19 protein-coding genes are annotated in these 26926 nt (G+C 48.5%); 5 read left to right on the forward strand and 14 right to left on the reverse strand.

Annotated features, from left to right (window positions below):
* Positions 1-82 precede the first annotated feature (82 nt).
* From AB1757_12505 to dnaE, 5 genes are all read right to left on the reverse strand, one after another.
* Positions 83-646: a metal-dependent hydrolase gene (locus tag AB1757_12505; GenBank protein MEW6127851.1), complete on the reverse strand. Its 564-nt coding sequence runs from the start codon at positions 644-646 to the stop codon at positions 83-85.
* 263 nt (positions 647-909) lie between these two features.
* Positions 910-1620: a hypothetical protein gene (locus tag AB1757_12510; protein ID MEW6127852.1), complete on the reverse strand. Its 711-nt coding sequence runs from the start codon at positions 1618-1620 to the stop codon at positions 910-912.
* 313 nt (positions 1621-1933) lie between these two features.
* Positions 1934-2377: an NYN domain-containing protein gene (locus AB1757_12515; protein MEW6127853.1), complete on the reverse strand. Its 444-nt coding sequence runs from the start codon at positions 2375-2377 to the stop codon at positions 1934-1936.
* A gap of 420 nt (positions 2378-2797) precedes the next feature.
* A complete protein-coding gene (locus AB1757_12520; protein MEW6127854.1) occupies positions 2798-4147 on the reverse strand; it encodes an OB-fold nucleic acid binding domain-containing protein in 1350 nt (449 codons plus the stop codon).
* Positions 4148-4168: 21 nt separating this feature from the next.
* On the reverse strand, positions 4169-6802 hold the full coding sequence (gene dnaE / locus AB1757_12525) for a DNA polymerase III subunit alpha (protein MEW6127855.1): 2634 nt from the start codon (positions 6800-6802) through the stop codon (positions 4169-4171).
* A 351-nt stretch (positions 6803-7153) separates the two neighbouring features.
* On the opposite strand from dnaE, the gene AB1757_12530 reads away from it, so the two are divergent.
* The gene (locus AB1757_12530; GenBank protein ID MEW6127856.1) at positions 7154-8623 is read left to right on the forward strand and encodes a P-loop NTPase fold protein; all 1470 of its coding nucleotides are present in this window, start codon (positions 7154-7156) and stop codon (positions 8621-8623) included.
* Positions 8624-8642: 19 nt separating this feature from the next.
* A complete protein-coding gene (locus AB1757_12535; GenBank protein MEW6127857.1) occupies positions 8643-11570 on the forward strand; it encodes an NACHT domain-containing protein in 2928 nt (975 codons plus the stop codon).
* Positions 11571-11634: 64 nt separating this feature from the next.
* Here AB1757_12535 and AB1757_12540 read toward each other — a convergent pair whose 3' ends face one another.
* From AB1757_12540 to AB1757_12570, 7 genes are all read right to left on the reverse strand, one after another.
* The gene (locus AB1757_12540) at positions 11635-11787 is read right to left on the reverse strand and encodes a hypothetical protein (GenBank protein MEW6127858.1); all 153 of its coding nucleotides are present in this window, start codon (positions 11785-11787) and stop codon (positions 11635-11637) included.
* A gap of 174 nt (positions 11788-11961) precedes the next feature.
* The gene (locus AB1757_12545) at positions 11962-13299 is read right to left on the reverse strand and encodes a hypothetical protein (protein ID MEW6127859.1); all 1338 of its coding nucleotides are present in this window, start codon (positions 13297-13299) and stop codon (positions 11962-11964) included.
* A 240-nt stretch (positions 13300-13539) separates the two neighbouring features.
* Entirely contained in the window at positions 13540-14916 is a 1377-nt protein-coding gene (locus AB1757_12550) for a hypothetical protein (protein ID MEW6127860.1), read from the reverse strand.
* 88 nt (positions 14917-15004) lie between these two features.
* Entirely contained in the window at positions 15005-15457 is a 453-nt protein-coding gene (locus AB1757_12555) for a GNAT family N-acetyltransferase (GenBank protein MEW6127861.1), read from the reverse strand.
* A 132-nt stretch (positions 15458-15589) separates the two neighbouring features.
* A complete protein-coding gene (locus tag AB1757_12560; protein MEW6127862.1) occupies positions 15590-16102 on the reverse strand; it encodes a GNAT family N-acetyltransferase in 513 nt (170 codons plus the stop codon).
* On the reverse strand, positions 16092-16376 hold the full coding sequence (locus AB1757_12565; protein ID MEW6127863.1) for a DUF1778 domain-containing protein: 285 nt from the start codon (positions 16374-16376) through the stop codon (positions 16092-16094). The genes AB1757_12560 and AB1757_12565 overlap by 11 nt, the downstream gene beginning before the upstream one ends.
* Before the next feature lie 69 nt (positions 16377-16445).
* Complete coding sequence (locus AB1757_12570; GenBank protein ID MEW6127864.1) at positions 16446-18746, reverse strand: prolyl oligopeptidase family serine peptidase; 2301 nt, start codon at positions 18744-18746, stop codon at positions 16446-16448.
* 312 nt (positions 18747-19058) lie between these two features.
* Between AB1757_12570 and AB1757_12575 the strand changes: the two genes are divergently transcribed.
* The 3 genes from AB1757_12575 to AB1757_12585 all read left to right on the forward strand — a co-directional run bounded on the left by AB1757_12575 (position 19059) and on the right by AB1757_12585 (position 24133).
* A complete protein-coding gene (locus AB1757_12575) occupies positions 19059-19763 on the forward strand; it encodes a M23 family metallopeptidase (protein ID MEW6127865.1) in 705 nt (234 codons plus the stop codon).
* 23 nt (positions 19764-19786) lie between these two features.
* Positions 19787-21187, forward strand: a complete 1401-nt coding sequence (locus AB1757_12580; protein MEW6127866.1) for a L,D-transpeptidase family protein — start codon at positions 19787-19789, stop codon at positions 21185-21187.
* 246 nt (positions 21188-21433) lie between these two features.
* Complete coding sequence (locus tag AB1757_12585) at positions 21434-24133, forward strand: M14 metallopeptidase family protein (GenBank protein MEW6127867.1); 2700 nt, start codon at positions 21434-21436, stop codon at positions 24131-24133.
* A gap of 60 nt (positions 24134-24193) precedes the next feature.
* On the opposite strand, the gene AB1757_12590 is transcribed toward AB1757_12585, so the two are convergent.
* Both AB1757_12590 and AB1757_12595 read right to left on the reverse strand, forming a co-directional pair.
* A complete protein-coding gene (locus tag AB1757_12590; GenBank protein MEW6127868.1) occupies positions 24194-25093 on the reverse strand; it encodes a peptidoglycan-binding domain-containing protein in 900 nt (299 codons plus the stop codon).
* 105 nt (positions 25094-25198) lie between these two features.
* Complete coding sequence (locus AB1757_12595) at positions 25199-26863, reverse strand: hypothetical protein (GenBank protein MEW6127869.1); 1665 nt, start codon at positions 26861-26863, stop codon at positions 25199-25201.
* Positions 26864-26926 lie beyond the last annotated feature (63 nt).

The following is a 26926-nucleotide window of genomic DNA, read 5'->3' on the forward strand; positions in this document are numbered from 1 at the left end:
TGCAGAAAATGAAAAGCAGGGATATTGAAAAAATAAAGCGATTTGGCTTTTTGCTGTAAACCATAAAGTCAGTGGGTAACCATTAAGTTGCGCTGGTTGATGGCGCTTCGCTTTTATTAAGTAAGCGTTTGCGAAAATAGGGCGCGAAAATAACGATGATTGAGGGCATCCAGACCCAGACGAATTCATTCATCAAAGTCATCGCGCCTGCCAGGCTGAAAAACGACCAGCCGACCGGTGAAGAGACGATTGGACGAAACGGCAGAAAAAATCGGGTGTTGGCGAATGGCGCAAGAAAGGCGACGCCGAGCGTGCCGTCAACCATCGCATCCAATATTCCATGTGAGATGGTGGCGGTGAAAAACAATATAAAAATCATCTTGCGGGAGATGTTTGCAATCGGCTTGCTAAAAAAAATCAGAACGATTAAGGCGCTTAACACCAGGGCGAAAATGATTGAATGGGTAAAGCCGCGATGACCGAGCAGGTCTGTGTATTCGATGCCGAAGCGTTTACCCATGACATCCATATCGGGCGCAACCGCGCACAGCGCAGATAAAATCCAGAACCGCTTGGGTAAAGGTTTGGTGGTATAAGACCTGCCGAGCGCAACGGCTGCTACGGCATGAGAAAATGCAGATGGCATAAAGACTCACTTCTAAAAATTAATTGTCCGACTATTCCTGACGCTTAAAAACACAAAGTCCAATGGTAAACTTTTTCGCTTGGATTGCGCTACCACTTTTTGCAGCCAAATTGGGCGATGTTTGTTTATGACCAATAATGGTCGAGAGGCAAGCAAGGATTCGCCTTTTGAAGAGCCAGGTTTATCCTGAGATTGCGCCGAGCAGGCAGATTGCAACTGCTTGGCGCAATCCGTTTCTATCCGTCTACTCCTAAGATGATTTTTCAAATTTGCCTGGAATCATGTGGTTTTGATGGGGAGCTTTGATTACTTTCCTGGTTCTCGCGATGCCAGCGTTTTCTAATCACCAATGTATAAATCACTGTGCCGATGATGATGCCCGTGAGGTCTGATGCTAAATCCTGCGAGGTATCGCGTGGCGTCCAGATGCGTTGCCCGCCAAAAAGTCGCTCGTCAATCAGTTCGGTGATTTCATAGTAGGCTGCAAGGCTGAAAGTCGCAGTTGCCGAAAAGAAAGCGATAAAGCCGAGCGGCAATTTATACCCGTAGCGTTTAAAAATCGTCAGCAGCAACCACATCACCGGCAACACCGACACCGCGCTTGAAAGAAAATGCGTCAGCGTGTCGTAAGGAATAGCAATCACTCTGGTGCTGAACAAGCCGAATTGATTGCCGATAATATCGATGATCACGGCGAAGACCAGAAACAGAATCATCTGCATCGGAAAGCGGATTTTCAAACGAATGCGCAGGTAAAAATAGAATGCGGACAACACCAGCATGGTGAGAAAGGAGTTTCTCACCGGCGACCGGTAAGGCAATTTCAGTAGCAGCGCGGTGAACCCGAAAAGTGAACTCAACCCTGCCAGTAATATCTCGGTGGTGCTGATTTTCTGCGCTTCAGGTTCATTGGTGACGGGTAACATCTCAGTCGTTTCGGCTTGCATTTTTGTTGTTACAGGTTCGGATGTCATCTTGCCACTTGAATTTACAATTGCCTTTTTATCAGCAAACTCAGTCTATCAAAGGCAGGAAAACAGAGAAACAGAAAAGATTTGATAATTGGATGAAAAGTTCATTTACCATGAAGATGGTTTGTGGAAAACTCCGGAACTGTCAGTCAACTGATTTGGAAACTGACTCGTAGCTAAAACACCACTACGAATCTGCTTCATGAAGGTAACGTGTGGAAGCAATGCGCGACTCGGTCTTTTTTGTGGATTGAGAACCCCCACTGGCAAATGTAATTCCTGCCGCACAATTCAAGTAAGTCGGAGTCGTTGGTGATTAAAACTGCAACTTCATACTCATTTTGTACCCATCGTTAAGCAAATGTGTGGCGATGTTGACATCGGAACCTTTCTCTTCGGTTTTTACGACTTTGATATATTGCGGCGCATGAGGCGGACAACCGGCTACCAGCATCATGACTTCGCTTGAAAGAAAGTGTCCTAAGATAATTTCAAGATTAGGGATGGTTTTAAGAGCGCGTAAATAAGTTTGTTGTCTGACAGGCTGGTCAGGGTCGTGAGGACGAGCGTTCACTTGAGCAGTGAAATATTTTATTTTGTGAATTGAATGTTTAGGCAACATCAACCGACAAAGCGAATGAATGTCGAGCCATTTGTAGGGGGTGTTTTTCAAAGCTCCGTAGTAAAGATTGAAGCCGTCAACATAGATGTTGGTTTTCATATAAACCCATAAAAGCAGAGGCAGTAACTGCTTGCGCAATCACTGCCTCGCGCCCTGCCCCCGAAGCGGCAGGGGGGATATCTGGAAAGTTCATCTTAGTTAATTTGTCAGTAGCTGGTCAATTATTTTTTGTGAAAGGCTTGTTTCTATTTACTCGTCAGCGGTTTATACCTATCTCTCAATTTTCAGAAGAGGAGCACTCATATCGGTTAAAAAATTTATAGTGAGGGATAGTTCCTGGCGGCAGGTTCTGTAGTAAATCATATTTTTCAATAAGCGGTTTAAATTTGTCCCTTCCATACATACTCAGTACAGTGGAACCTAAATTTCTTGAGGTTGAGAGTTACGCATTGATGCGTGAATCGCTCTTCTCTCACGCCTGAAGGCGTTACTCTGAACTCTGAAAAATATCAACTTACTTAGGTTCCAATGTATGAGGAATGTGGCTCATAAATTTTCTTATATAGCTTTTCCTACGCTGCTCGCTTTACCGACTCTGAGTTCAACCAGACAGGCTTTGCCCATCACTTCGGTGATGGAATTTGTGAGTTCCGGCGTGACTTTGACGCGCACGAATTGATTCGGTTGAATACGCGCTAAAGAACCGTCTTCGAGTTCGACTTCAAAAACGATTTCGCAATCGCCGCGATGCGTATCTAACAGATGATAGAGTTTATCCAGTTTTTCATCCTGCGCTAAAGCGACCGGAAAACGCATAACCATCAATTTGGCGGCGCGTTCGCGGATGTTGATGAGCGATTGAATCTCTTCCGGGTAAATGGTCATCGCGCCGCCATCATCAATTTCCAATCTGCCGCGCACCAATACCGGCGTGTCGTTTTGCAAAATACCGGCGTGTTTTTTATAGCTTTCGGGCCACGCCACGATACGCACCGAACCATACTGGTCTTCGAGTTGGCACATCGCAAAACGGTCACCTTTTTTAGTGGTGCGGATGTTGAGTTCCATGATGATGCCGGCAATGGAAACAATCGCGCCGTTATGAAATGATGCAAGCGAATCGACATCGGCATTGGCGATGTCTTTGATAGCCGCTTCGTAACCCTGCAAAGGGTGTCCCGACAGATAAAATCCGAGGGTCTCTTTTTCGCCTTTGAGCTGTTCGGCGGGCGACCAGTTTTCGACATTCGGAAGCGGCGGTTCGACCGCCGGCAAGGCTTCGGAGAAGGCTCCGAAAAGGCTGACCTGCCCGCTGGCTTTCGATTTCTGCGCCCGCTGTCCGCTGTCAATTGCCGAATCAATGGCGGCAAACAGTTGGGCGCGATGCCCTGTGTTGATGGAATCGAAAGCGCCGGATTTCACCAAGCCTTCCATCACGCGCTTGTTGACGGCTTTGGAATCCACGCGCTCGGCAAAATCAAAGATGGATTTGAACGCGCCATCTTTGCGCGCTTCAATCATCGAGGCGACGGCGGTTTGCCCGATGCCTTTGATTGCCGCAAGTCCGAACCGTATGGTTTTGCCGCTTGCCGTAAACGTATCAATGCTTTCATTGATGTCGGGCGGCAAAATCTCTATGCCTTGCAGTCGCGCTTCCTGAATGTATTTGACGACTTTCGCGGTGTTATTCAATTCGTTTGACATCACCGCCGCCCAGAAATGCGTCGGATAGTGAGCTTTCAAATAAGCGGTTTGATAAGCCAGTTGCCCATAGGCAAACGAATGGCTGTTGGCTGTGAGTATCCCATTGGCAAAATAGTTATGATGCGGCGCGCGCATCGTCATATTATAAGTTTTCTCAACTTGAAGGGGCGTTACCCGCTTGATTTTGACTTTCTCGATTTTCATAAATACCTCGTGATCCGTTCTTCAATTTCCGGTGTGAGCCGTTTGTTCCAAGCTGTTCGGGGCATACCGTTCTACTTCCTCTGAAAAATATATCTCCAAATCTCTTTCAAGAATTTCCCTTAAAGGTAAATATCCTTCATCTGTATAAAACTTATGTTCCATCGTGCAGCGTAAGGTTCGACCGTCAGTTGTTTCGATTTCAACAACCTCTTTTTCGCCGGTCGCGAAGGCTTCAACGATTTCATTCACGATGACCTGCTCGCCATCGAAACTGAAGGTGTGCGAAGTGCTCACTTCACGGTTAGCAATTTGTTCGATAGTGACGGAGTGCCCGGAATCGGCATCAACGATTCTGGCATCAGCTGCTAGACAGCGATTAAAAGCATAGTCGGCGAAACCTTCCATGCTTGCCCAGAGCTTTTCGAGTTTATCGGTATCGTGACCGCGTTCGACCGCCTGGCGAGTGAATTTCTCTTTGTGTTTATCGAGTTCTTCGCGTTTCTTTTTACCCATGGCGCGGCGCACGAGGTCTGCTTCGCCGAGCGAATAACCGGCAAGGCGTTGAAACACCGCCATAATTTGCTCTTGATAGACACAAATTCCAAGCGTATTGCCGAGCACGTCTTTGAGTTCCGGGAAATCATAACGCACCTTCTTTTTGCCATGCCGACGGTCGATGAAATCATCAACCATGCCGCTGTCAATCGGACCCGGACGATAAAGGGCGTTTAATGCCGAGAGGTCTTCCAAGCCTTCGGGTTTTAATCGCCTGCATAAATCCTGCATCCCTGAGCCTTCAAACTGGAATATCGCTGAGGTGCGTCCGTCACAGAAAATCTGCAATGCCTCTTTGTCGTCAAGCGGAATGTTCGTGAGGTCAATGCGTTTGCCGGTTTCGCGTTCGATGGATTTCAAACAGTCTTCGATGATGGTGAGCGTCGTCAGCGCCAGAAAATCCATCTTCAACATGCCGGTCTTTTCGAGATCGGACATCGAATACTGGGTGGTGATTTCATCGCGTGAAGTCTTCGAGATGGGGACGAGTTCATAAAGCGGACGCGGCGAAATCACCACGCCTGCGGCGTGAACGGAGGTATGGCGCGAACAGCCTTCCAAACGCTTGGCGATTTCGATGACGTTTTTGACGCGCTCGTCGCTTTCGATGGCTTTTTTGAGTTCGGGCACTTCTTTGATTGCCTGTTCGATTGACACGTTGCGCCCGCGCACCGGCGGCGGAATCATCTTGGCGATTTTATCGACTTCGGCGTAAGGCATATCGAGGGCACGCCCGACATCTTTAATCGCCGCTTTCGACGCCATCGTCCCGAACGTCGCAATCATCGAAACGCGGTCGCGTCCATAATAATCCGTCACATAATCAATGACTTTCTGCCGCCCGTGGATGCAGAAATCAATATCAATATCAGGCATCGAAACGCGCTCAGGGTTGAGGAATCTTTCAAACAGCAGTTCATATTGCAACGGATCAATGTCGGTGATTTTCATGGCATACGCTACACAGCTTCCTGCAGCTGATCCACGTCCCGGGCCGACGGGGATGCTGTTTTGTTTGGCATAGCGAATGAAATCCCAGACGATTAAAAAGTAACCGGGAAAACCCATCTGAATGATCGTGGTAATTTCACGTTCGAGTCGCGCTTGATAATCGCTCAAATCATATTTTCTATCGGGACGGTTTTTAATCGCTTCCCAACGCTCGGCAAGTCCATCGCGCGCGATTTTCGCAAAATAAGTATCGGTGGTGAAGCCATCGGGGACGCGATATTCCGGCAGGTGATTTTGTCCGAATGGCAGTTCCAAGTTGCACATTTCGGCAATCCGGACGGTATTCAAAATGGCTTCCGGTAAATCAACAAACAACCGTTGCATCTCTTCGGCGGTGCGAAAGTAGAATTGTTGCTCTTTGTATTTGACGCGGCGGGTTTCCGTATGGACTTTGCCCGCGCCGATGCAGACATGGATGTCGTGGGCTTTCCAATCTTCGCGCCACAGATAATGGCAATCGTTGGTGGCGACCAAAGGAATGCCGGTCTTGCGCGACAGTTCAATCATTCCGGGAATGACCGTGCCGACCTCTTCTTCCAAATCATGATTTTGCACTTCGAGGTAGTAATTGCCTTTGCCGAAAATGTCTTCAAACTCTGTGGCGCGGCGCGCCGCTTCATCGAATTTATCGGTCAGCAGAAGCGCCGACGGCACGCCCGACAGACAGGCAGAAAGCCCAATCAAGCCTTCTGAGTGGTCAGCTAAGAATTCTTTATCAATGCAGGGTTTGTAATAGAAACCTTCGGTATAGGAAAACGACGTGAGTTTGATGAGGTTTTGATAGCCTTTGAAATCTTTGGCGAGCAGAATGAGGTGATTTCTGCCGCGTTCGCCGGTGGTCGATTCGCCGCGGTCGGTCATTCTGCCTTTGGTGATGTATGCCTCGATGCCGATGATTGGCTTGATGCCGCTGCCTTTCATGGTGTTGTAAAACGATATTGCGCCGAACATATTGCCGTGGTCGGTGATGGCAACGGCGCGCGCCCCGGTTTCCTGTGCGCGTTTGGCGAGCGGTTTGATGCGAATCGCGCCGTCTAACAAGCTGTAATCGGTATGCAGGTGCAGGTGAACAAAATCTTTTTCATTCATAAACTTTCTCGTTGGTAAAAGGGCAATACCTTTAAGTGGAAGAGGTGAAAAGGTGAGAAGGTGAAGAGGTGAGAAAATGCAGACGCACCTCTTCACCTCTTCACCTCTTCACCTCTTCATCAACTTCGTGCCGCTGTGATTTTCAATCAAAATTTTGCGTTGCGGATTATAGCCCAGAGAAAATCCGTGTGTACACCACAACTTGTGACTAACTTTTTTTCAGACTCAAGATATTGACCGCCTTATAAATTTTTTTGTGGCGTAGAAAAGAGGTTTGCGGATATTATTGCCGCGGCTTCCAATTGCACTCAAACGGAATTAATAACAATCCATTCAGGATAACTGACGCCTATGATTAAAAATGATGAGCCTGTTTACGAGGATGCGCTTGGATATTACCCGAAAGTCAAAAATGTCGGGCATCGAATTCTCAGTTGCTCGCCGCCTTATGTGATTGGAGTTTGTGGATCTTGGGGCGCAGGCAAAACCAGCTTTCTCAAAATGCTTTGGGCGTATATGGGCGGCGAAATCGAGCAAAACGATGGGAAGATAAAAAAAATATCTGAGGAATTGCATTGGGAGTGGTTTGCAGAGACGAGAACCGCTTTTGATGATTTAAGGAAAAAGAAAGATATTGAACTCATCTGGTTTAACCCGTGGCAACATCAGTTTGAATCAAGCCCGCTTGTTGCACTGCTTAACGAAATCCGTCAGCACTTCAGTATTACACGCAAACTATTTAACCAAGCCGGCAAAATCGCCGATGTTACGACCCATTCTTTGCTTAACTCAATGGGCGAGATTGCCAAGAACCTAAAACTCCCGCTACCTTCCGCTAAGACCGTGATGGAACGCGGGCGTGAATATGAAGACGAAAATTTCTTGACTGCACTCGGTTCACAACGCTTCCGAGATTTTTTTGAAAATGCCATTTCAAGTATTACCAAAGGCAGAGGATTGCTGGTCATTTTTATTGATGACCTTGATCGTTGCGAGGGCGAAATATCCTATCGCTTGCTTGAGTCGCTAAAACTTTATCTCAATGCGCGCAATTGCGTTTATGTTCTCGGCATTGACCAACAGCATCTTGAAAACTCCGTTGCCAAAGCCTTGTCCAGTGAAAAAGAGACTTGGCGTTATCGCCCGTTGGCTCGCGATTATTTGAGCAAGATGTTTCAAAGCGTATTCCATTTACCCGTTCCACGTGCGACTCATACCTACATCGAACAAATGCTTGATTTCAAGGACGAGGAATTAAAAAAACGGTTGGCTGAACTTTTTGGATTTCAAGATACTGAACGAAAGAAATTGATTGAAACATTGAATAACAATCTGCCGCGCAATCCGCGTAAGATTAAATCATTCATTGCTTCATGGAAACTTTTTCTTGATGCGCTTCCGGCTTTACCCAACCAGCAAAAACTTGATTGGCGATTAACTTTGGTTTTGCAATATCTGGCGCAATTCGAGGAACCTCTGTTTCGTAAAATCGAACAATCCCCAGCTTTTTATAGCGATGAATTGGTGAAATTCTGTCAGCAAGGTTATAGCCCGCATCCACTTTTCGATGGATTAGAGTTGCCTTACGGTACGCAACAATCGCCATCCGAAAGCGACAAATCCGGTAGTCTCAGCGGCGGCTCTTCGGCAGCAACTCCGACAACCGATTCGGCGAAAAAGGATGAGCCAAAACGTTTGCCGGAACCGCGCATTTTTTGGATTAGCGGTATCGTTAAGGAATTGGCTAAAGAAGTCGGTGCCAAGATGGATGAAAAGGTTATTTTGCTGCATCTGTTGCATAGCGGCGGTAAGTTGCAGTAATAACTAATCAGGTAAAACAATGTCGAATGTTTTAAAAAAAGATATTGCTGGGGATTATGCTCTGCGTCTATCGTGGCGTTATCAGGATATAGATTTTCTCGGCTTGCCTAATCTGAAAGACAACCCTACTGTTAGGCTCGATGATATTTATGTGCCTTTGCGTGTAACTTGGGATAACCGACGCGACCCCAAGCAAAAGCCGCTTTATATCCCCGAAGCGTTGGAACAACGCGCCGCAGAAAATATCCGCCATCTGGTGGTGCTTGGTGATCCGGGCAGCGGGAAATCCACCCTGGTTAAAGTTATTGTTTCGGCTTTCGGACGGTCGGCAAATTCATCGTTTAAAAGAATGTTTGGCGAATTGCTCCCCGTGCCGATTATCTTGCGCGATTACAAAGACAAAGTTCGCAAATGGAAAAAGCCCGAAGATATGTTGCACGATTTCATTGCTACGCTCGATGCGGAAATCCGCGGCGACATCTCAACTGAGTGGTTGTTTGAACAATTGCGCGACGGGCAAGGCTTTTTGTTGCTTGACGGGTTGGATGAAATTGGCAATGTCGAAGACCGTAAACATCTTCGTGATAAGGTTGTGAAACCTCTGCTCAAAGAAATAACCCGGAGCTATGCGATTTTGACCAGTCGCATTGTTGGGTACGATGAAGTTCCGTTTGAACACAGAGGGATTAAAAAAATTCCGCTGGTGGACGATGAAGGCGAGCCATTATGGGAACCTTTTGGAATCGTTCGTTGCTACGTTGCTCCCTTTGCAGATGAAGATATCGAACAGTTCATCGTTCGTTGGTACAAAGCTCGTGAACCGCTGCCCGAAAGACAACAGGCAGGCATTGAATCTTTCAAACGCGCGCTCAGTCAAAACGACCGCGTTCGCAGGCTGGCGGAAAACCCACTGCTGCTGACATTGATGGCGTTGGTGCATCGTGTGACGGCAAATCTGCCATCAGGTCGCGTCAAACTTTATGACAAAATCGTTGAAGCTTTTCTGGAAACCATTCAGATTTATCGCCAGTTTGGAACACCCGCAACGCTTGATGAAATGAAACGCTGGCTTGCGAAAGTCGGCTGGCAAATGCAGAACCGGCGTTATGAATCCCTGAACAAAGATGAAGATTTATGGGTTCATCGTGACGTGGTTTTGCGCTGGCTGACGGAAGCGATTGAGGAAGAACGCGGCACAAGCAGGGCGAAAGAGGATGCAGAAAAATTTTTGGATTATGTGGCACGCCGTAGCGGGTTACTGATTCCGCGCGGACCTGAGCATTTCGCATTTGTGCATTTGACCTTTCAGGAATATTTCGCGGCGTTCGAGTTGCGTGGCATGGTTCGCCGCTTTGATGAGCTTGCTGAAATTTGCGCCAAGTTAGCTTCGCAACGTATATGGCATGAAACCTTGAATCTGCTTTTTGAGATGCTCACAGAGTTTTCAGGAGCCTGCAACGATTTGTTCGATGAAATTAAGAATAAGACGGCAAGTAATGTCAAAACGAAAGAGACCGCCGTTGAACTCTTCTCTACCTTGTTGCTTGACGAAGATAACGGGCTGAGTCGCGCCAAGCAGCAAGAAGCTTGCGAAGTTGTTTTAGCATTCGTTTGCCAAAATTATAGCGAAGCCGTCATTAAAAACTTGCGAAATTTTTCCGAACCTGCAAGTCGTCAGGTGAATGACTGGTTTAAGCGACGGCTTGAAACCGTAACTCCCAGCCGTCTGCTGGGGCACAGTTTCTTCCTGATTGGCGGTGAATTATTTGAGAATTGGCATGAGACGTTGTGGACCTGGGTTAATACAAGAGAGGAGATCGAGCTTGATGATTTGCAGTTTGCACAAATAATGCTCATTGAGGCGCGAGACCTCGAAACCTACCGACAGGTTTGCCTTTGGGGAATCGAAAAGCTACCGCTGGATGTTTGGTTGCGCAACATTATAACTTATGACCTTAACTTAGCCGACATTTATCGATTCGAGATTTACTCGAACCATACCGATTCCCCCAGACATCGTTTATTGGTCGAAGCCAGTTGCCTAAACGCTATTTGTAAGCCTCAAATTTTCAAATTTATTGTCTATATGCTGGGGCTCGCACGAACGCACGCTCTGACGCGAAGTAGTGCGCGTGAGTGCCAGCGCGCACTAACCCGCACACTGGCACTTGCGCACAGACGCGCACTGGCGAGCGTCTTGGCGAGCGAGCGCACTCTCGCACTAACGAGCGAGCGAACGCGTGCACTGGCGCGCGTCCTGGCGAGCGAGAGAGCGCGCGTCCTGGCGAGTGTCCTGGTGCGCGCGCGCTCGCGCGATTTGTCGCGCAATCTGGTGAGCAGTGCGCGTTCGCGCGCACTTTTGAGAGCGCGCGCTCGCGCACGAGCGTTAGCGGGTGATTTGGCGAGCACACTAGTGAGGACGCAACGTCCAAACGTGCAAATCAAAGCGGCGCATAAAGTATTCGTCGTAGCCGAGTGGATATTTTTTGCCCCCGAAGTCTTCGACGAAGAAGGCGATGAGGTAATTAACCAGTTGCAAAAACTTACTCAAGCAAATGACGATTGGACGCGGCTACAAGCGCTGTCGGCATTGCTTTTGCTCGGCGAAGGCTCTCTCACAATGTGCAACGAACGAAACCTCTTGCTTGAAAAAGGTATCAAGCATAGCCAGAGCTTTACTTTTCCCATAGAGTTTCGTTCAGAAACTGAATCCAAAGAATTTATTAATCGTTTGCCCAGATTGCTTGAAATTGTTTGTTTGCATGACCCCGATGATATTTGGCTGCGCCCCGAACTCTTTGACGCCTCGCGCCCCGAATCAAAATATTTTCTCTCCAAGCCTCGTGAATTTTTTGTGCTCGCCGCCGAAGCGCTTGACCCTGAGCACGAAACCGAATTGTGGAAATGGCGCGAAGCACAGGAAGAAAAGATACGTTCAACCCAATAACCACGCTCAATTTTAACGCCAATTCAAATCTATTAAACGCCTGAACTTCATTTCTTGGACACCATCAATCGGCTACAGCCGGTTGCACAAGGGGTTGGTGACGGCGTTTGGCTTCTCTGAGCATTGCGTGCAGGCATTCGGCGGCGAGTCCATGCAGCATCAAACGAAAACCCGCGCCGATAGTTGTCAGCGGAACCATTGGGTGTTTGTTATTCACGAGGGTGGGATATTTCAGCACATTAGAATTTTTGCGACATACAAGGTAACGATTTCATCAAGCCGCAAAGAATTCGAGACACACAGAAATCGTCATCGGTTGTCGTGCGACAGGTTTTTAAATTTTCCAGCGTGGGACATAGAAGTAGCAAATTTTTCGGAATTACGAAATCTTTCACCAGGCGATGAGTTGCGGATAGAAGCCCAGGAGATTTTCTTCATTGAGTTCTGTCCATTTGCGGCGGGTTTTGCCTTCGTAAGGTTTGCCGCGCATGGCTTCGCGCATGGCATCAATCACCGTGGCGCTGACGCCTGCATCACTGAGCGTCGCGAGTCCTGCCGGCGATAAATCGAAATAACGCGATTTGAAATTCAACAGGCGTTTGGCAACCTCGCTTTCATCTGCGCCGCTTCTCAGCCAGGTGATGATGGTGTTGTTATTGACGAATTCATTGTTGCCAAAGCGTTTTTGAATGTCGCTGATTAATAAAGATTCAATCTTTTTGCGTCGTTCGCCGGTTTCATAAGCCCTGACATTGCTGTCGATTTTTTGATAAGCGGCAAGCAAATCCTCTACACGTCTAAGGCTGGTGTGCAACTCCGCTTCACCGGAATGTTTTTGTCTGGCATCGCGATAGACCTTCGCCGCGAGTTCAAGATAATCTCTGGTGGGCTGCAAAAACGGCGTTTCATAAGCCAAGCCTTCATAAGCGACGCCGAGCGCGTATAACCGATAGGCTTCATCAGATGAATTTTTGAATGGCGGCAACGCATTTAATTCTTTAAGCGCCGAGTTCCACAAACCGTTTTGCAAGAGGTCACTCACGCGCCTGAGTTTACCGCGCGGCAAAGCGACGGTCACCGCTTGAAAATCAATGACGAAACGCGAAGCGATGAGCATCGTCAGATTTTTTATCATCGCCTGATAGAGCGTATGGGTTGAAGGGGGTCGTTCTACGAAGCCGTCGCGAAAATCCACCGTGAGGGTATCCGCATCCAGAGTCTTTCCGGTCAACGCATCTTTGGTTTCGTAATTAGCCGTCAGATGGCCTTCTAAAATAGTGAGTGTGAACGGTTCATAAACGATGCCCGGGATCGCCACTTCGACGCTGTTGCCCGCCGCATCAACTTCTCTGCTCGTCCCGACAGTGCCTTGCACGGCGCGCGAGCGGGTTTCGTATTGTGAAAAAGCTGTGAGTTCCGTGATGGTGCAGGAGATGATGGTTTCCGGTCTGTAGGCAGCCAGTTTGAACCGCCGGTCATAATTGGCAAGCGATTTTTCGATGCCGTCTTTGATTTGCCGCAGATGGTCTGAGCGAATGAGCGCGGTAGTCGAAACTTTGACGGCGAAATTGGCGCCGACGGGAAAGACGCGCGGCGCTTGTTTGGGATAGAGCACCATGCGGTTTTTGCGCGACCCCAAGCCTTGCGCGAGAGTTTGACTTGGCAAGAGCACAGTCGAGGCGACCAGCACAGTCAAAACGAACACCAAATTAATAGAGAGCTTATTCATGTCGAAAACAGCCTTTGGTATTTGAGAGCCTCATTGCCTGTTTATAGCTCTCGCCGAACGCTTCTTGTCACATAATAAAGCACAACCGCCAGGCGATTCGCAACATTAAGGAAAACTTGGGACAACCCTAGCAGTAGCCCGACCGTGAGGGAGGGCTTAGCGTCCAATGCCTAAGCCCTCCCTCACGGTCGGGCTACTGCCTTCGCCAACCACGACTGTACCAACCTCTTGCACTTTGGTTTAGCGAAACCTGAAGGTGTACGGATAGAACGCCAGCGCGTAGCCGACTGCCGTACCCACCCAGTCACGTTTCGATTTTTGCGCGTTCTGTCGCGGGAGCATCGTCCTGCGCATCTCATCAATGACCTCTGCGCTGACTCCCGATTGTTGCAGTTCGGCGATGCCGCTATCAGACAGGTCAAAATATTTAACCCGCAAATTCCTGATCCGCTTCATGATTTCTTCGTCTTTCACCCCGGCTTTTGCCCACTTGATGACTAACTCATTGGTCAACACATTGCTGGTGCCAAAATGTTTATAAATTTTAGCGGTTTCAAAAACCTTTAATCCCTTACGCTGGCGTTTGGCTTCGTAGTCACGAATCGCGCCTTCTAATTTCTTATAACTTTGTAAGATTCGTGAAACGCGAATCGCCGCTTCTTGAAAATCCGGCGCATTGTAATTTAACTGGCTGGCTTTGTCGTGAAGGCTGGCGGCTTTTTCAAAGTTGATTTTTGTCGATGCCAGGTCAGGGCTTTCATTAGCCAAGCCTTCATAGGCGACGCCAAGCGCATATAACCGATAGGCTTCGTCTTCGGGATTTTTGAACGGTTTATGAGCGTTCAATTTGGCAATGGCGCTATTCCACATGCCATCCTGTAAGTAATAACTGATTTCTTTCAACTCGCCTTTCGGTAAATTGACGATTGTTGGATTAAAGATAGGCAGAAAGCGCGTCGTAATGTTTTGCACAAGGTTATCAATCATGGACATCGCTGCAACCTGAGTGCCGGGAGGGTCGGTTTCATAATCCTGTTTGAAATTAAAAATCATGGCATCTTCATCTAAAACGCTGCCGGTCGCAACATCCGTGAGCTGGTAATCAACGGTTGTGCGCCCTTCAATGGTGGTGACGTTATAATTTTCCTGAACGTAACCGAAATCCTGAACCGTCTGGCTGACGCCGGTTGAATCATAAACCGTATGCGAACCGATTGCCCGATAAACCTGACGGGTTTTCACGCCTGGGCGTGAAGTGGTAAAGAGTTGCTCGATGGCGCAGGTGAGTAAAGTTTCCGGCGAGTTGGCAACCATATCGAGTCGCCAATCATAGAGCGACAAAGTGGTCTCCAATTGCTCTTGCAAACGCTGCAAAAATCGCGGATTGACATGGTCTTTTGCCGCGATTTTGATTTGCAGGTTGGTTCCGCTGAGATAAATTTTAGGCGCATATTTCACCCCTAACCGGACGGTCATTTGACTTCTGCCAAACCCTTGCGCGAAAGCCGTCGAAGCAAAAATGAAAAGTGAAATGACGGTAAGTGAGGTAGTGAACAAAAAGTTGAAGCGAGCGCGTTTAAATTTTAATGAAGCGGTATGGTTGGTGAGGACGTTCATCGGTATAACCTCCAGTCCCCATCTGCCTTCTTCGTTGCCCAATTAGTAAACCATAGCCTGCCAGATATTCGCAATCGTCAGGCAAGATTTACTCGACCAGTCGTTTGGTCATCAGATAACGGTCGTGGTCTTGAAAGCCGAATTGTTTATAGAGCTTTTGTGCAGCAATATTTTCGCGTTCGACTTCCAGGTGCAAAGCCTGTACGCCGTACTCGCGGCACCTTTCTTCAAGAAAACGCATGGCGGTTTTACCGATGCCTTGCCCGCGAAAATGCGCGTCAATGAACAGTTCGTCAAGGAAAGCATCGCGCCCGCGAAATTCAAAACTGAAACTGAAGGTCAATACGAGATAACCAATCGGTTTCGCGTCGTTTTCAATCAACCAGAGTTTGCCAAGCGTTTCGTCGGCGATAAATTTTTCTAAATTCCTGCGCGTTATCGCTTCATCAAACGGATAGCCGTCAATCGCATAGAACTCGCGCATGGCTGCGAGTAGCCATTCAATATCTGTGAGCCTTGCAGAGCGGAAATCAATTGCCATCAGCGTGTCAGGGTTTTCAAAATCGCCAAAGCTTTCATTGCCCGGCGTCGGTTTTGTCTTCGGTTTTCTTTTTCAAATCGCCTTTCAAGTGGTCGTCGTACCATTTTGTAATGCGCGCGTGATAATCGCGCATCAATCAAGCAAATTTGCCTGAATATCGGCGAGTTTTAGGAACAAATGCAACTCATCCATCGGCGACGGCTCAAAACCGAAACGCGCATAAAACTTTTTTACCGATTCATCTTTTGCGTGAACCAGAACGGCTCTGAGTCCGGCGATCTCTGCCGCTTGCAGCGTTCTCAGTAACGCATCTTTTAAAAGTCCTTCTCCCAACCGCTTGCCGCGTTCGCTTAAATCAACTGCCAACCGCGCCAGCAAAATGATCGGAATCGGATATTTGCCCAAACCTGCTTTTACTTTTTCGGGCGCTTCTTCGTAAGCGACCGAGCCGTAAACCAGCGTGTAGTAACCAACAATCTGGTTGCCTCTGGTGGCAACATAGGTTCGCGCCGCGCGCTTCTTTTGATTTTGCAGCGCGTAGCGTTTCAGATATTCATTAAGTTCCGCAACTCCACAATCGAAAGCGGCGCGGTCGTGTTTTTTATCAAGCAGGACAGGAGGATTTAACTTTTCTTCATTGCTCATCGAAAGCACTCGGTGAGGTTAATAACTTTTTAAGCGCCGGAATTTTTCGCGGCGGCGCATCCAAGGCTTCACAAAATTTTTTCCATTGCTTTTTTGATAAAGTGAAATCGGCTTGCTCGGCTAAAACCTGACTGGCGGCTTTCGCGGCGTTTTCTAAAACGAAATCATTCACGGAAATTTTTTTGAGACGCGCCGCTTTCGCAATCCGTTCTTTCTGTCGCATTGAAGTTTTGATAATCAACCGCGTTTCTTTAAGGTTTTGCTTAGCTTCCATAAACTTCGCTCCGTTCGTCGGTGAATCAAATTTGCTGCGGTGATTATACACCCAACTCGGTAATTCACTCTATTGCTGCCCGGCGTCGGTTTTGTCTTCGGTTTTCTTTTTCAAATCGCCTTTCAAATGGTCGTCGTACCATTTTGTAATGCGCGCGTGATAATCTTTCACTTCGTCAATCGTCGTCGTCGGCATGCCGTGACCGCCGTTGGTGTAACTCACCCACTCGACGGCTTTGCCTAAACGCCTAAGCGCGTAATACATCTCCATCGCCTGTCGCGCCGGGACATTGTGGTCTTGTTCGCCGGTCATGAGCAGAAGCGGCGTTTTGATTCTATCGGCAAACATCACCGCCGAATGTTGAATGTATTTCTGGGGTTGTTGCCAGAGCGTCGCCCCGATGCGGTCTTGACTCTTTTCCGGCGCGTGGGTATTGCGGTCGCCAAGTCGCGGGCTATCCGTATAGAAGCTAATCATATTTACTTTGCCGGATATGTTAATCGCCGCTTTGAAACGATTGGTCTGGGTAATCAACAGGTTGGTCGCATAGCCGCCGTAACTTGTGCCCTGGACGCCCAAACGTTCAGGGTCGGCAATGCCCATTTCGATTAATTTATTGGCAGCCGCCGTGACCCCTTTCGCCCAGGCTTCGCCGGGAAAGCCCTGCTCTAAATTCACCGACGGTTGCACCACCGCATAACCATTGTTGGTCAAAATGTTGATGGTCGAATTGAATGTGTCATCGAAAAATTGTTCGTAGATATTGAACACCGTCGGATATTTTTTGCCCGGTTCATAATCTACAGGCAAATAGACGACGCCGTAACTCTTCGTGCCATCGGCATCAAGGTAAGAAAAGAGTTGGGTCTTGCTCAATCGCTTATTACTGAGTTGTGGATTGACATCGGTTAAGCGGCGAAGGTTTCTGCAATCGCCATCTGCGACAAAAATATCTGCCGGACGATTGCCTTCGGCGATATTAAACGCCGTTGCGCTGCCATTTTTCGCCAAACGAAATCCCGCATACATTCGCCCGTCTTTGATTAGCTCGCTCATCTGTTTGGCGCGGGTGTTGTAACGCATAAAACCGCGCTCCCAGCGGGTGCGTGAAGCGTAGCTCAAATAAATATTTTCGCCGTCCGCGCTCCAATCGCTCACCTGATAACGCGGCGCTTCTTTGTCTTCTTCATTCTGCTTCAAAAAATTTTCTTTCGCGCCGGTCGTCGTATCAATCAACCACAAGCCCTCTTTATTTGAAGCAACCAGCGCCTCGCCTCTGGCGCTTAACCGAACCGCATTGAAAGTCTCTTTCCCGGACTTGGCTTTGTCGTCAGTTTTGCTTTCATCTTTTTTATCGGCATCGTCTTTAGTGTCGCTCTTCTCATCTTTCTTGCCGGTGAGTTGTCGCGCCTCTTTGTCATCAATCTTCGCAATAAAGATGTTGCCGTCTTTCGTATAAGCATAACTTCGCGTGTCGCGCGACCAGATGATATTCAATCCTTTGGTCGATTTGATGAGCGTGCGCGCCGCGCCGCCCTGTGCGGAAATCAGTTGCACTTGATTATCGACTCCGCCGATGGTGTCGTAGTCGGTCTTTTTGGTGATGTCTTCAGAGTAAGTGATGAATGTTGAGTCTTCGGAAAAATCGAAAGCGTTGATTCTGGATTCGGCGACCACTTCACGCACTTGATTGCTTTTGACATCGCAGATGGCAAGTGAACGCAGGTTCGCCATACGCCGCAACTCTTCCCATGCCAGAAATGGGTCTTTGCTCGAAAGCGTCACGATGGGCGCAGCGGTCAATGATTTGAAGCGGTCGCTGGCGCGTTTTTTCCAATCGGCGCTACGCAACGAAAGCAGCAGTTGTGAGCTGTCGGCAGACCATTCGAGTTCGGTGTTCTCAGCTACGAGTTTATTGGGCGGCAATGTGATGCTGTTGAGTTTACCGGTGGCGCGTTCCCAGACGACCGGCTTGAATAGTTCACCTTCGAGCAGGAGCATCGCTAAACGTGAAGCATCAGGCGACCAACGCAAAGCGCGAACCTGACGACGAGTCGGAAAAAGTTTTTGAGTTTTTCCAGTTTGGGTTTCAATGAGCAGAATATCCGCAAGCGCCGGCGCAATGTAAGTCGGGTCACCGAAGCGATGATTATCAATACCGATGCGGTCGCGGAGCGTCGATGCCGTTGCCACAATCCATTTTCCATCTTCGCTGAAATCGGCGACATTGATGTTGGTCACATCAAGCAGGTCGTCAACCGTAAACCGGGAACTTTGCGCCTGAATAAACGGTTGGGTTGCGAAAACAGAGATTGACACAAGAAAGATGGTAAACATCAAACTGATACTCAAGATTTTTTGATACTTCATGGTTTGCCTCGCTTCCTGGAATTCTCCACTGAACGGTTAAAATTTTGTCGCTAGTCTAAAGGTCTAAACCAGTCGCGTCAAATTAATGAACGAATCAACAATTGCATTAAACAGCCGGTAAAAGTTGTATTTTGTGCGTACAGAAATGAATTGTCCCGATACGATTTAATTGTGTTTCAGGCGATGCTAATCAACCAACCTGCCTTAACTCTTGTTTTTTTATTGTCTAATCGCGGGCATACAGCTTGCACCTGACTATTAGACATCGAATGGTATGAGTAGGTTGAATCATATCATTTTATTGGAGGAATCATGCGTTTTGTGCAGGTTATAAAGCGCGTTTTATTAATCACATTATTTATCATCGGGTTGATTTTTGCTATCTGGCTGGCATTCATTGCCCGACCCTCATCTGAATTCATCGGTCGCGCCACGGCTGCGCCGGCAAATGGTCAGGCATCAAAGCCTGTAAAAGCAATGTTGGTCGGCGCTGCGGAAGAAAAGCCTGCCAATGTTGAAACCGTTTCTGCCGCGCCAACCCTTCCTTCGCCGCCAGCGGTCGTCAAGCCTGCGGTGATTGGTGGCGCGAATTCAACGAAGTTGACGATTCCGGTTCAAGGAATAACGCCGGACAAATTGACGGACACGTTCGATGCGGCGCGTTCAGAAGGTCGCACCCATCAGGCGCTTGATATTATGGCACCCAGAGGCACACCTGTGATTGCCGCTGCTGGAGGCGTAATTAAACGCATTTTTTACAGCGAACGCGGCGGTCATACGCTTTATCAACTGGGCATAGATGGCAAGACAGTTTTCTATTACGCGCATCTCGATAGTTATGCAAAAAGCATTGCCCAAGGCAGCGAAGTTAAACAGGGCGAGGTACTGGCTTATGTCGGGGATACAGGCAATGCGGGAGCCGGAAATTATCATCTGCATTTTGCAATGTGGATGGTGACCGACCCCAAACGCCTATGGAGTGGCGAAAACATCAACCCCTATCCTTTACTGCGTTAGTTTTTCGTAGGAGAGATTGCTCAATGAATAAACGGAATAAACAATGGTTTGTGGTGCCGCTAACGGCGATTGTCCTGACAGTAGGGTGTACACCGCTGAATACGCTGAATACCAACAGTTCGCCGCCACCCGCCAATCAAAACGCCAACGCGACGCCGTCTTTGCAGACGAACGCCGGTTCCGTGACCATGTTTACTTTGCCCATGCTGCGCGCATTTTTTGATAACCGGAATTTTACAGCAGAACTCAGCAATCGTTTGGGTTTGAGCGTTGACCAGATCAGTCAATTGCAAAAGCTGGCACGCGATTCGCGAAATTTAAATGCCGAAGAAGAAGCGGGCGACTCTACATATGCTGCGCGTCAAGAGGCGAGAGAAAAGATTGCCGCGATTATCGGAGAACAGAAGACCGCGCAGCTTGCGGTTATCGTTGATGAATACTGGCATGGCAAACCGACTGCGGCGAACGGCGCAACCAATGCTGATGGCACAACCGACAGTGCATCCTGGAACATCATCCCAACCGATACGCGCATTGTGGTCAATGCGCCTGCCTATCGTATGGATATTTTTGAAAACGGACAGTTGGTGAAATCCTTCAAAGTTGGCGTCGGCTACCCTGAATTTCCTTTGCCGACGGGGTTGCGGCAGGCACAGGCGATTATCTTTAATCCGAGTTGGGTGCCGCCTGATGAACCCTGGGTTGAATCATCGACCAGGGTGAGACCCGGCGAGAAGGTCGAAGCCGGAGATAAATTGAACCCTTTAGGCATTGCCAAAATTCCGATTGGCTTACCGTCATTGATTCATGGCGGCAAAGCCGCCGCTAAAATCGGCGGCTTTGCTTCGCATGGCTGTATAGGTTTAACTGATGCGCAGATGCGTGAATTTATTCAGGAAATCGCCAGAATCAGTAACACGAATATAACCGCGCAAGACATTGCCGAATACGGTAAGCGGCGCACCCAAACCCAGGAGGTGAAACTCACGGTGCCGGTTCCCGTTGAACTGCGTTATGAAACCATTTTGGTTGAAAACGGGAACTTGCATATTTACCGCGACATTTATGATATGGATACCAACACCGAAGCGAATTTGCGAATGGTGCTCGGCAAGTATGGGGTGACGGTTGAAGATTTAAGCGAAGCAGAGCAGACACAAATATTAAAGGCATTGAAAGACATGTCCCGCGATGCATCGGGAAAACTCGATAACGATAAACGCGGCGTGAATGCTTCGCAAAGCAATGCCAATCGAAAAACGGATAAACCAAAAGCCAAAAGCGCCAAAGTGACGCGCACCGTTAAAGGCGCAAAAGAGGTGGTCATCGATATTGCCGCGCTTGTCGGCAAAGGCTACCCCGAACCCATCGCTTCGGTTGGTCGCAAGATCAAATCAAGCAAATCTCTAACGTCGCGAAAGTAACAAATAGAAAAACCACAGAGACCAGAGAAGGCAGAAAGGGAGAAGGGAAGGATGGGTGTTTTCATCTCTTCATCTCTTCACTTCTTCACCTCTTCATTTTTACCTCTGTATCCCGGTGTTCCGGTGGAGGTCTTTGCTTATTGCCATTGCGACCTTGATTTTTTCTCGTCACTTTCTGCCTGCTCCTGTTATATTACCGACCGTTTCGATTATTGATTTCCGTTTCAATGAAAGGATGAACCGCCGATGACCCGACGAGTGCTTGCCGCCTGGTTTTTTATTTTTACTTTCACTGCAATTGCATTTGCCCAATTGCCGACGCCGGAAAAATTTCTCGGACACCGAGTGGGCGAAGATAAGAAACTCGCGCGCTGGGACAAAATCGTTGAGTACATGAATCTGGTGGCGAAAAATTCCGACCGTGTGCGGGTGCGTGAACTCGGCAAAACTACCGAAGGCAATCCCTTTTTATTATTGGAAATTGCTGCGCCGGAAACTTTGAAGCGCCTTGATTATTACAAAGGTCTGGAACGCAAACTCTATTTTCAAGGCAGCGCGCCAACCGACACCGAACGTGATGAAATTTTTCGGCAAGGCAAAGCTGTGGTGTTGATTACCTGCGCCATGCATTCCACGGAAGTTGGGGCGACGCAAATGGCAATCGAATTGGTGCATCGTCTGGCGACGGAAGATTCTCCCGCGGTGAAAAAGATTCTCGATAACACGATTTTTTTGTTGGTTCCCAGCCAGAACCCCGACGGGCAAATCATGGTCACCGATTGGTACAACAAAAATGTGAATAGCGAATATGAAGCAAGCCCGCTGCCGTACCTCTATCAAAAATATGTCGGGCACGACAACAACCGCGATATGTATATGTTCACCCAAAAAGAGTCGCAGTTGATTGCAGAGGTGTTGTGGCACGATTGGTTTCCGTCTGTGTGGTTGGATGAACATCAACAGGGAAGCAATGGCGCAAGAATTTTTGTGATGCCCGCGACCGACCCGATTAATCCGAACGTGCATCCGTTGATTTATCGTTGGAACGGCATCCTCGGACAGGGGCAGGCTGCGGCGCTTGAAGCGGCAGGCAAAGAGGGCATTATTTACAACTCGACTTACACGAATTTCTGGCAAGGAGCGATGGCTTGGAGCGGTTGGTGGCACAATCAAGTCGGCTTGCTGACAGAGGTTGCAAGCGCGCGGCTTGCCTCGCCCGTTGAACAACGTCGCGCCCAACCGAATGCCGCGCCGCAAGCCGGTGAAGATTTTCAAGCGCAGATGCGCCGGCAGATGGAAAATCCCAATGAACCGTTGCCGCCGCCAACCGATACGCGCGCCAGAACCGAGTATCCGCGCCCCTGGCTTGGCGGGCGTTGGACGCTCAGGGATATTGTCGATTACGAGTTGATTGCCACGATGGCTTTGCTTGAGACCGCCGCAGACCAGCGCGAGCAGTTGCTTCGGCAGATTTATGAAGTCAATCGCTCGACGGTTGCCGCAGGTAAACAGGGCGATGTCTACGCGATAGTCATTGATGCCGGTAAACAACATGACGGGCGCGAGGCAAATCATCTGGTTGAGCGTTTGCAGATTGCCGGGGTTGAGGTCTTTCGCGCCACCAGCGATTTTGAAGTTGATGGCAAAAAATATTTGAAAGACTCGTTGGTGATTCCGATGAATCAAGTCTTTGCGCGTTACGCCAAAGATATACTTGAGCGTCAGACCTACCCGGAAGTTCGCCGTTCGCCCAGTGCGCCGCCCGAACCGCCTTATGATGTGACCGCCTGGTCGCTCGGCATGCTGTTGGGCGTTGAGGTTGAGTTTGTGAAAAAGCCGCTGCCGGGTTCTTTAATCATGGGCAAACTTGAAGAAGCGGCGATACTCAAAGGCTTGGTTACAGGTACGGGCAAGGAGTTTCAGTTTGAATATCGAGGCGCGGATTCGGCAATTGCGGTGAATCGTTTGCAAAAAGCAGGCGCGAAACTCGAATGGCAATTCGTCAATGAAACTGGCAACAAGGTGACGCGCATTCAGGCTTCAAACATCGCTCGACAGCAAATGGAATTGATTGCGCGGGGGACCGGCATCGCGGTTCGCGCCTTTGACGTAAAGTCGGTTTCCGCGCGCGAAAACAAAAACGCGAAAGCGGCGAATGCGCCAACCGAAAAGAGCGAAACTTCAAAAGACCGGGCGATGCCGTTTCGCGCGCCGCGTATTGGCGTTTATCAATCGTGGACCGCGAATATGGATGAAGGCTGGACGCGCTGGGTGCTGGAGCAATATGAATTCGCTTATACGACACTGCACAATGCGGAGATTCGCGCCGGCAAGTTGCGCGAAAAATTCGATGTCATCTTGCTGCCCGACCAGCAACCGCAGAGTATTTTAAACGGCAACAGTTCGCGTTTTGTGCGCCCGGAATATCGCGGCGGTATCGGTGATGAAGGCTTGGAAGCGTTGCGCGAATTCGTCAGGCTTGGCGGGACGTTAGTTGTGATGGGCGCGGCTTCAGATTTAGCGATAGATAAATTCCCGATTCCGGTGAAGAATTTAAAGCGCGGACTGACGCGCGACCAGCATTTTGCGCCCGGCACGATTGTCAACCTTCAAGTCGATGCCACACACCCCATCGGATTCGGTATGCCCGATGCGACTTACGGGTTTTACAACAACAGTCCGTTTTTCGCTTTAACCGAAGGCTTCGCTTCGCAACGCGCTGCGATTGTGGCGCGTTACCCGAACGCCGAGGTCGTGGCGTCGGGTTGGCTCAAGGGCGAAGAGTTGATGACCGGACGCGGCGCGGTCGTGTCAATTGAAATGAATCCCGGTCGGATTATTTTATTCGGCTTGCGCCCGCAACACCGCGCCCAAACTCATGCGACCTTTCCGTTGCTGTTTAATGCCTTTTATTCAATATCGGGAGATACCCGTTTTGTTCAATGACCGCAATTGAGAAGCTTGATCAACTCAAGCCCTGAAGCAATGATTTGAGAAAAGCGCGACCTAGCCGATTTTGTTTTTCAAATCGTCTCCGGCAATGATGGTTGATATGAAGCGATAGCTATGTGAGGCATCCCGGTAGCGAAGTTCGGTTTTAACCAACGACATAAATGCCGTGTGGTCGCTGTTCAAACGGCTGACCAGACAACCCGCGCTGGAGCGTCCAATGTTAGTTACGGGCGCATTGAACCCTTTATGTTGGTTGATACCGAAAATGCCTTTATCCACAGCATCACCAGTCCTTCTCCCGTCTTGATTAAGATCGCGATGAACTGGCAGCGGAGCGACTTGTACCAACGCAGCATGGGCGCTTGGCGTACCGGCTTTGTGAATACCTACACTCCAGGCTTTAAACTGCCCAAAGGCGATACGTGCTGCGCCCAGAGGATTGGTCGGATGAACGGTGAAAAATCTGCCGGGTTCAGTAGTGGCAAGTGCATTATGAAGGATTTTGGGTTTACCGTCTTCAAATGCCAAAACGATTCTGCGGTCATTGAATTCGTTAAACGCATCGTTGTTGAGATTCCCATCTTCATTGGTGCCCTCGACGTAAACAATCGTGAGGAAGTTCGGTATTCTGGCAAACCAGTAATTTTTCAACTGCATATACTGGATAATGCGACTGGCAAAATCGTTGCCGAGAGTTAGCGGAAATAAATCGTCAGCCGTGTGATTGAGCAGGATATTGGCAAAATTCGCATCCACCACATCATCAAACGCGAGATTGACGATTTTAGCTAATTTCCGAATAGCCAAACGCGAAACCTGCCCAAAAATGCCATCGGCAGGCGGGTCTAAACAACCTAATGCCGTTAAGCGATTTTGCACCTCTTTGGCAAACGGCTCATCAAATGCATTGAGATGGATTTTGGCATTTTGGTTAATTATATCGGTTAAGGTCATCGGTTGATTCTCCTCTCGGCGGGATTTACTCAGGCAATATGACACCAAACGTTTGGCTTTTGCCTGAAATGGACGTTCAGGCTTTGAAAGAGTGGTTTAATTAAGTTAGGTTTGCGGCATCCCCGCACCGGATTTGGTCTCGACATTTTTGATATCTCCGCGTTTTCGTAACAGGGTTTTTACGCCAAACAGACTTTCCAGTAAATCGTGCCAAAACGGCGCGCCTAAACTTAATAATGCCGCCATAATTAACCAACCAAGCAGCATACGAAAACTATGACCAACCGTACCTCCCCACTTCGGCTCATATTTACTATTCCCGGAAGCCTCAGCCGGCATCTCCTTTAATCCAAGGGTAATGAGTTCATCCTCCCAGGTTCTGAAGCCGAATTTTGCATATTGTTCAGTTGTATCTTTAAGGTGTTTTTCGGTCTCGTTGACTAACCCCTGTAAGGTTTCCTTATTTGACGTTTGAGAAGGTTGCACAGTGTCTGTGCTGCTACCGGGTGCTTTTACGGTTTCGTCCTTTTTCTCACTGCTGGGAGGCTGCGCCGCTTTTGCGCTTGCTGTCGGCTTTGCTGTCGGGTTGGTCGCGTTGCTGGCAGGTGGGGTGGCTGGGGTGTTGGTTGTGGCGTCGGCTGTAGAGGTGGCCGTCGCGCCTGTATTTGATGGTTTATTGTCTGCTTTGCCGGTAACACTGGCTGCCGCCAATTGCGCCCGATAGAGTTGCAAGACGTCTTCCCTTGATGCAATGACAGCTTTACGAATATCCGCATCTTTAGCGACGTAGTCATAGACATTAAAAATATTGGCATTCATACAAACCGCGACTACCAGACTGATGATGAATGCATAGGTTTTCATTCCACGGGTGTAGCGTTCTTCAAAACTTTGCATCACCGTGTCATACCAGTTTTCAACTTCGTTCAGTTTCAAGTTCAGCGATGTCTTAATCTCGTCAATTTGTGAACTCAATCCGGTGAATGTAGCGGCAAATTTTTTTAATGTTTCATCGAGGGTTATTAAATCCGCATCATCGGGGTTGACGGCTCGGCGTTCTTGAACTTTCCTTTGCACCTCAACCAGAAAATCCAGCACGGTTGCCGTTTCGATGTCGCGTAAATTCAAAATATCGGCGAGCCGTAAATCTTTGTTGAAAGTTTTGTCGCCATTGATAAAGCGCTTCAAATCGTTAAGCAAAGGTGCCAGCAGGGTTTGGATTTTGGCAAATTGCGTTCCCGCGTCACCGCCCAACAATTCTGTCTTTACGGTGGCAATGGTTTTTTCCAGTTCGGCAAACTGTTTGCCGGAGCTTTCAAGCTTACTGAGGAAATCATTGCCGAAGGTTTTGGCGTCCACCTTTTGTAAAACTTTCATCAAATCTTCTTTCGATAGGGATTCCTGCATATTTTTCCCGGAAGCGGCGACACGTCCGATTTTGCGAAATTCTTTCAGGACGGCATCATAAATCGCTTTGACTGGAGTCGAGGCTAGGGTTGACGGGAGTTTGACGAAGGGAATGACCTGCAAGGTGGGCATTCTCAAGCGCAGACTGACGGCTTGGTTTCGTGTGGTCGCCACGGTTTGCCCGTTATTTTGCGCAGAATCAAAAACCGTTTCAAAAAGATCAAGCAGCGATTCTTCTAGCTGGCGCGATTTGAGCTTGAATAGCTTTTTCAGCGCCGACTGAATTGCTTGGACAACCAATGCCAGCGTCAGCAGTACAATCACCAACGCAATCAGCGTATCGAGGGTATCAAGGTTAAACATATTTTCTCCTTTGTTGCGTCCTATATTCAACGACTCGTTCGGCGGTTATTGTTAATTGCTCAT

Source organism: Acidobacteriota bacterium, assembly GCA_040754075.1.
In the GTDB taxonomy this organism is placed as follows: domain Bacteria; phylum Acidobacteriota; class Blastocatellia; order UBA7656; family UBA7656; genus JBFMDH01.

Bases quoted from the DNA above. Each gene is read 5' to 3' on its own strand.
- AB1757_12505 (MEW6127851.1), bottom strand. From the start codon at position 646: ATGCCATCTGCATTTTCTCATGCCGTAGCAGCCGTTGCGCTCGGCAGG.
- AB1757_12510 (MEW6127852.1), bottom strand. From the start codon at position 1,620: ATGACATCCGAACCTGTAACAACAAAAATGCAAGCCGAAACGACTGAG.
- AB1757_12520 (MEW6127854.1), bottom strand. From the start codon at position 4,147: ATGAAAATCGAGAAAGTCAAAATCAAGCGGGTAACGCCCCTTCAAGTT.
- dnaE (MEW6127855.1), bottom strand. From the start codon at position 6,802: ATGAATGAAAAAGATTTTGTTCACCTGCACCTGCATACCGATTACAGC.
- AB1757_12530 (MEW6127856.1), top strand. From the start codon at position 7,154: ATGATTAAAAATGATGAGCCTGTTTACGAGGATGCGCTTGGATATTAC.
- AB1757_12535 (MEW6127857.1), top strand. From the start codon at position 8,643: ATGTCGAATGTTTTAAAAAAAGATATTGCTGGGGATTATGCTCTGCGT.
- AB1757_12545 (MEW6127859.1), bottom strand. From the start codon at position 13,299: ATGAATAAGCTCTCTATTAATTTGGTGTTCGTTTTGACTGTGCTGGTC.
- AB1757_12550 (MEW6127860.1), bottom strand. From the start codon at position 14,916: ATGAACGTCCTCACCAACCATACCGCTTCATTAAAATTTAAACGCGCT.
- AB1757_12555 (MEW6127861.1), bottom strand. From the start codon at position 15,457: ATGGCAATTGATTTCCGCTCTGCAAGGCTCACAGATATTGAATGGCTA.
- AB1757_12560 (MEW6127862.1), bottom strand. From the start codon at position 16,102: ATGAGCAATGAAGAAAAGTTAAATCCTCCTGTCCTGCTTGATAAAAAA.
- AB1757_12565 (MEW6127863.1), bottom strand. From the start codon at position 16,376: ATGGAAGCTAAGCAAAACCTTAAAGAAACGCGGTTGATTATCAAAACT.
- AB1757_12570 (MEW6127864.1), bottom strand. From the start codon at position 18,746: ATGAAGTATCAAAAAATCTTGAGTATCAGTTTGATGTTTACCATCTTT.
- AB1757_12575 (MEW6127865.1), top strand. From the start codon at position 19,059: ATGCGTTTTGTGCAGGTTATAAAGCGCGTTTTATTAATCACATTATTT.
- AB1757_12580 (MEW6127866.1), top strand. From the start codon at position 19,787: ATGAATAAACGGAATAAACAATGGTTTGTGGTGCCGCTAACGGCGATT.
- AB1757_12585 (MEW6127867.1), top strand. From the start codon at position 21,434: ATGACCCGACGAGTGCTTGCCGCCTGGTTTTTTATTTTTACTTTCACT.
- AB1757_12590 (MEW6127868.1), bottom strand. From the start codon at position 25,093: ATGACCTTAACCGATATAATTAACCAAAATGCCAAAATCCATCTCAAT.
- AB1757_12595 (MEW6127869.1), bottom strand. From the start codon at position 26,863: ATGTTTAACCTTGATACCCTCGATACGCTGATTGCGTTGGTGATTGTA.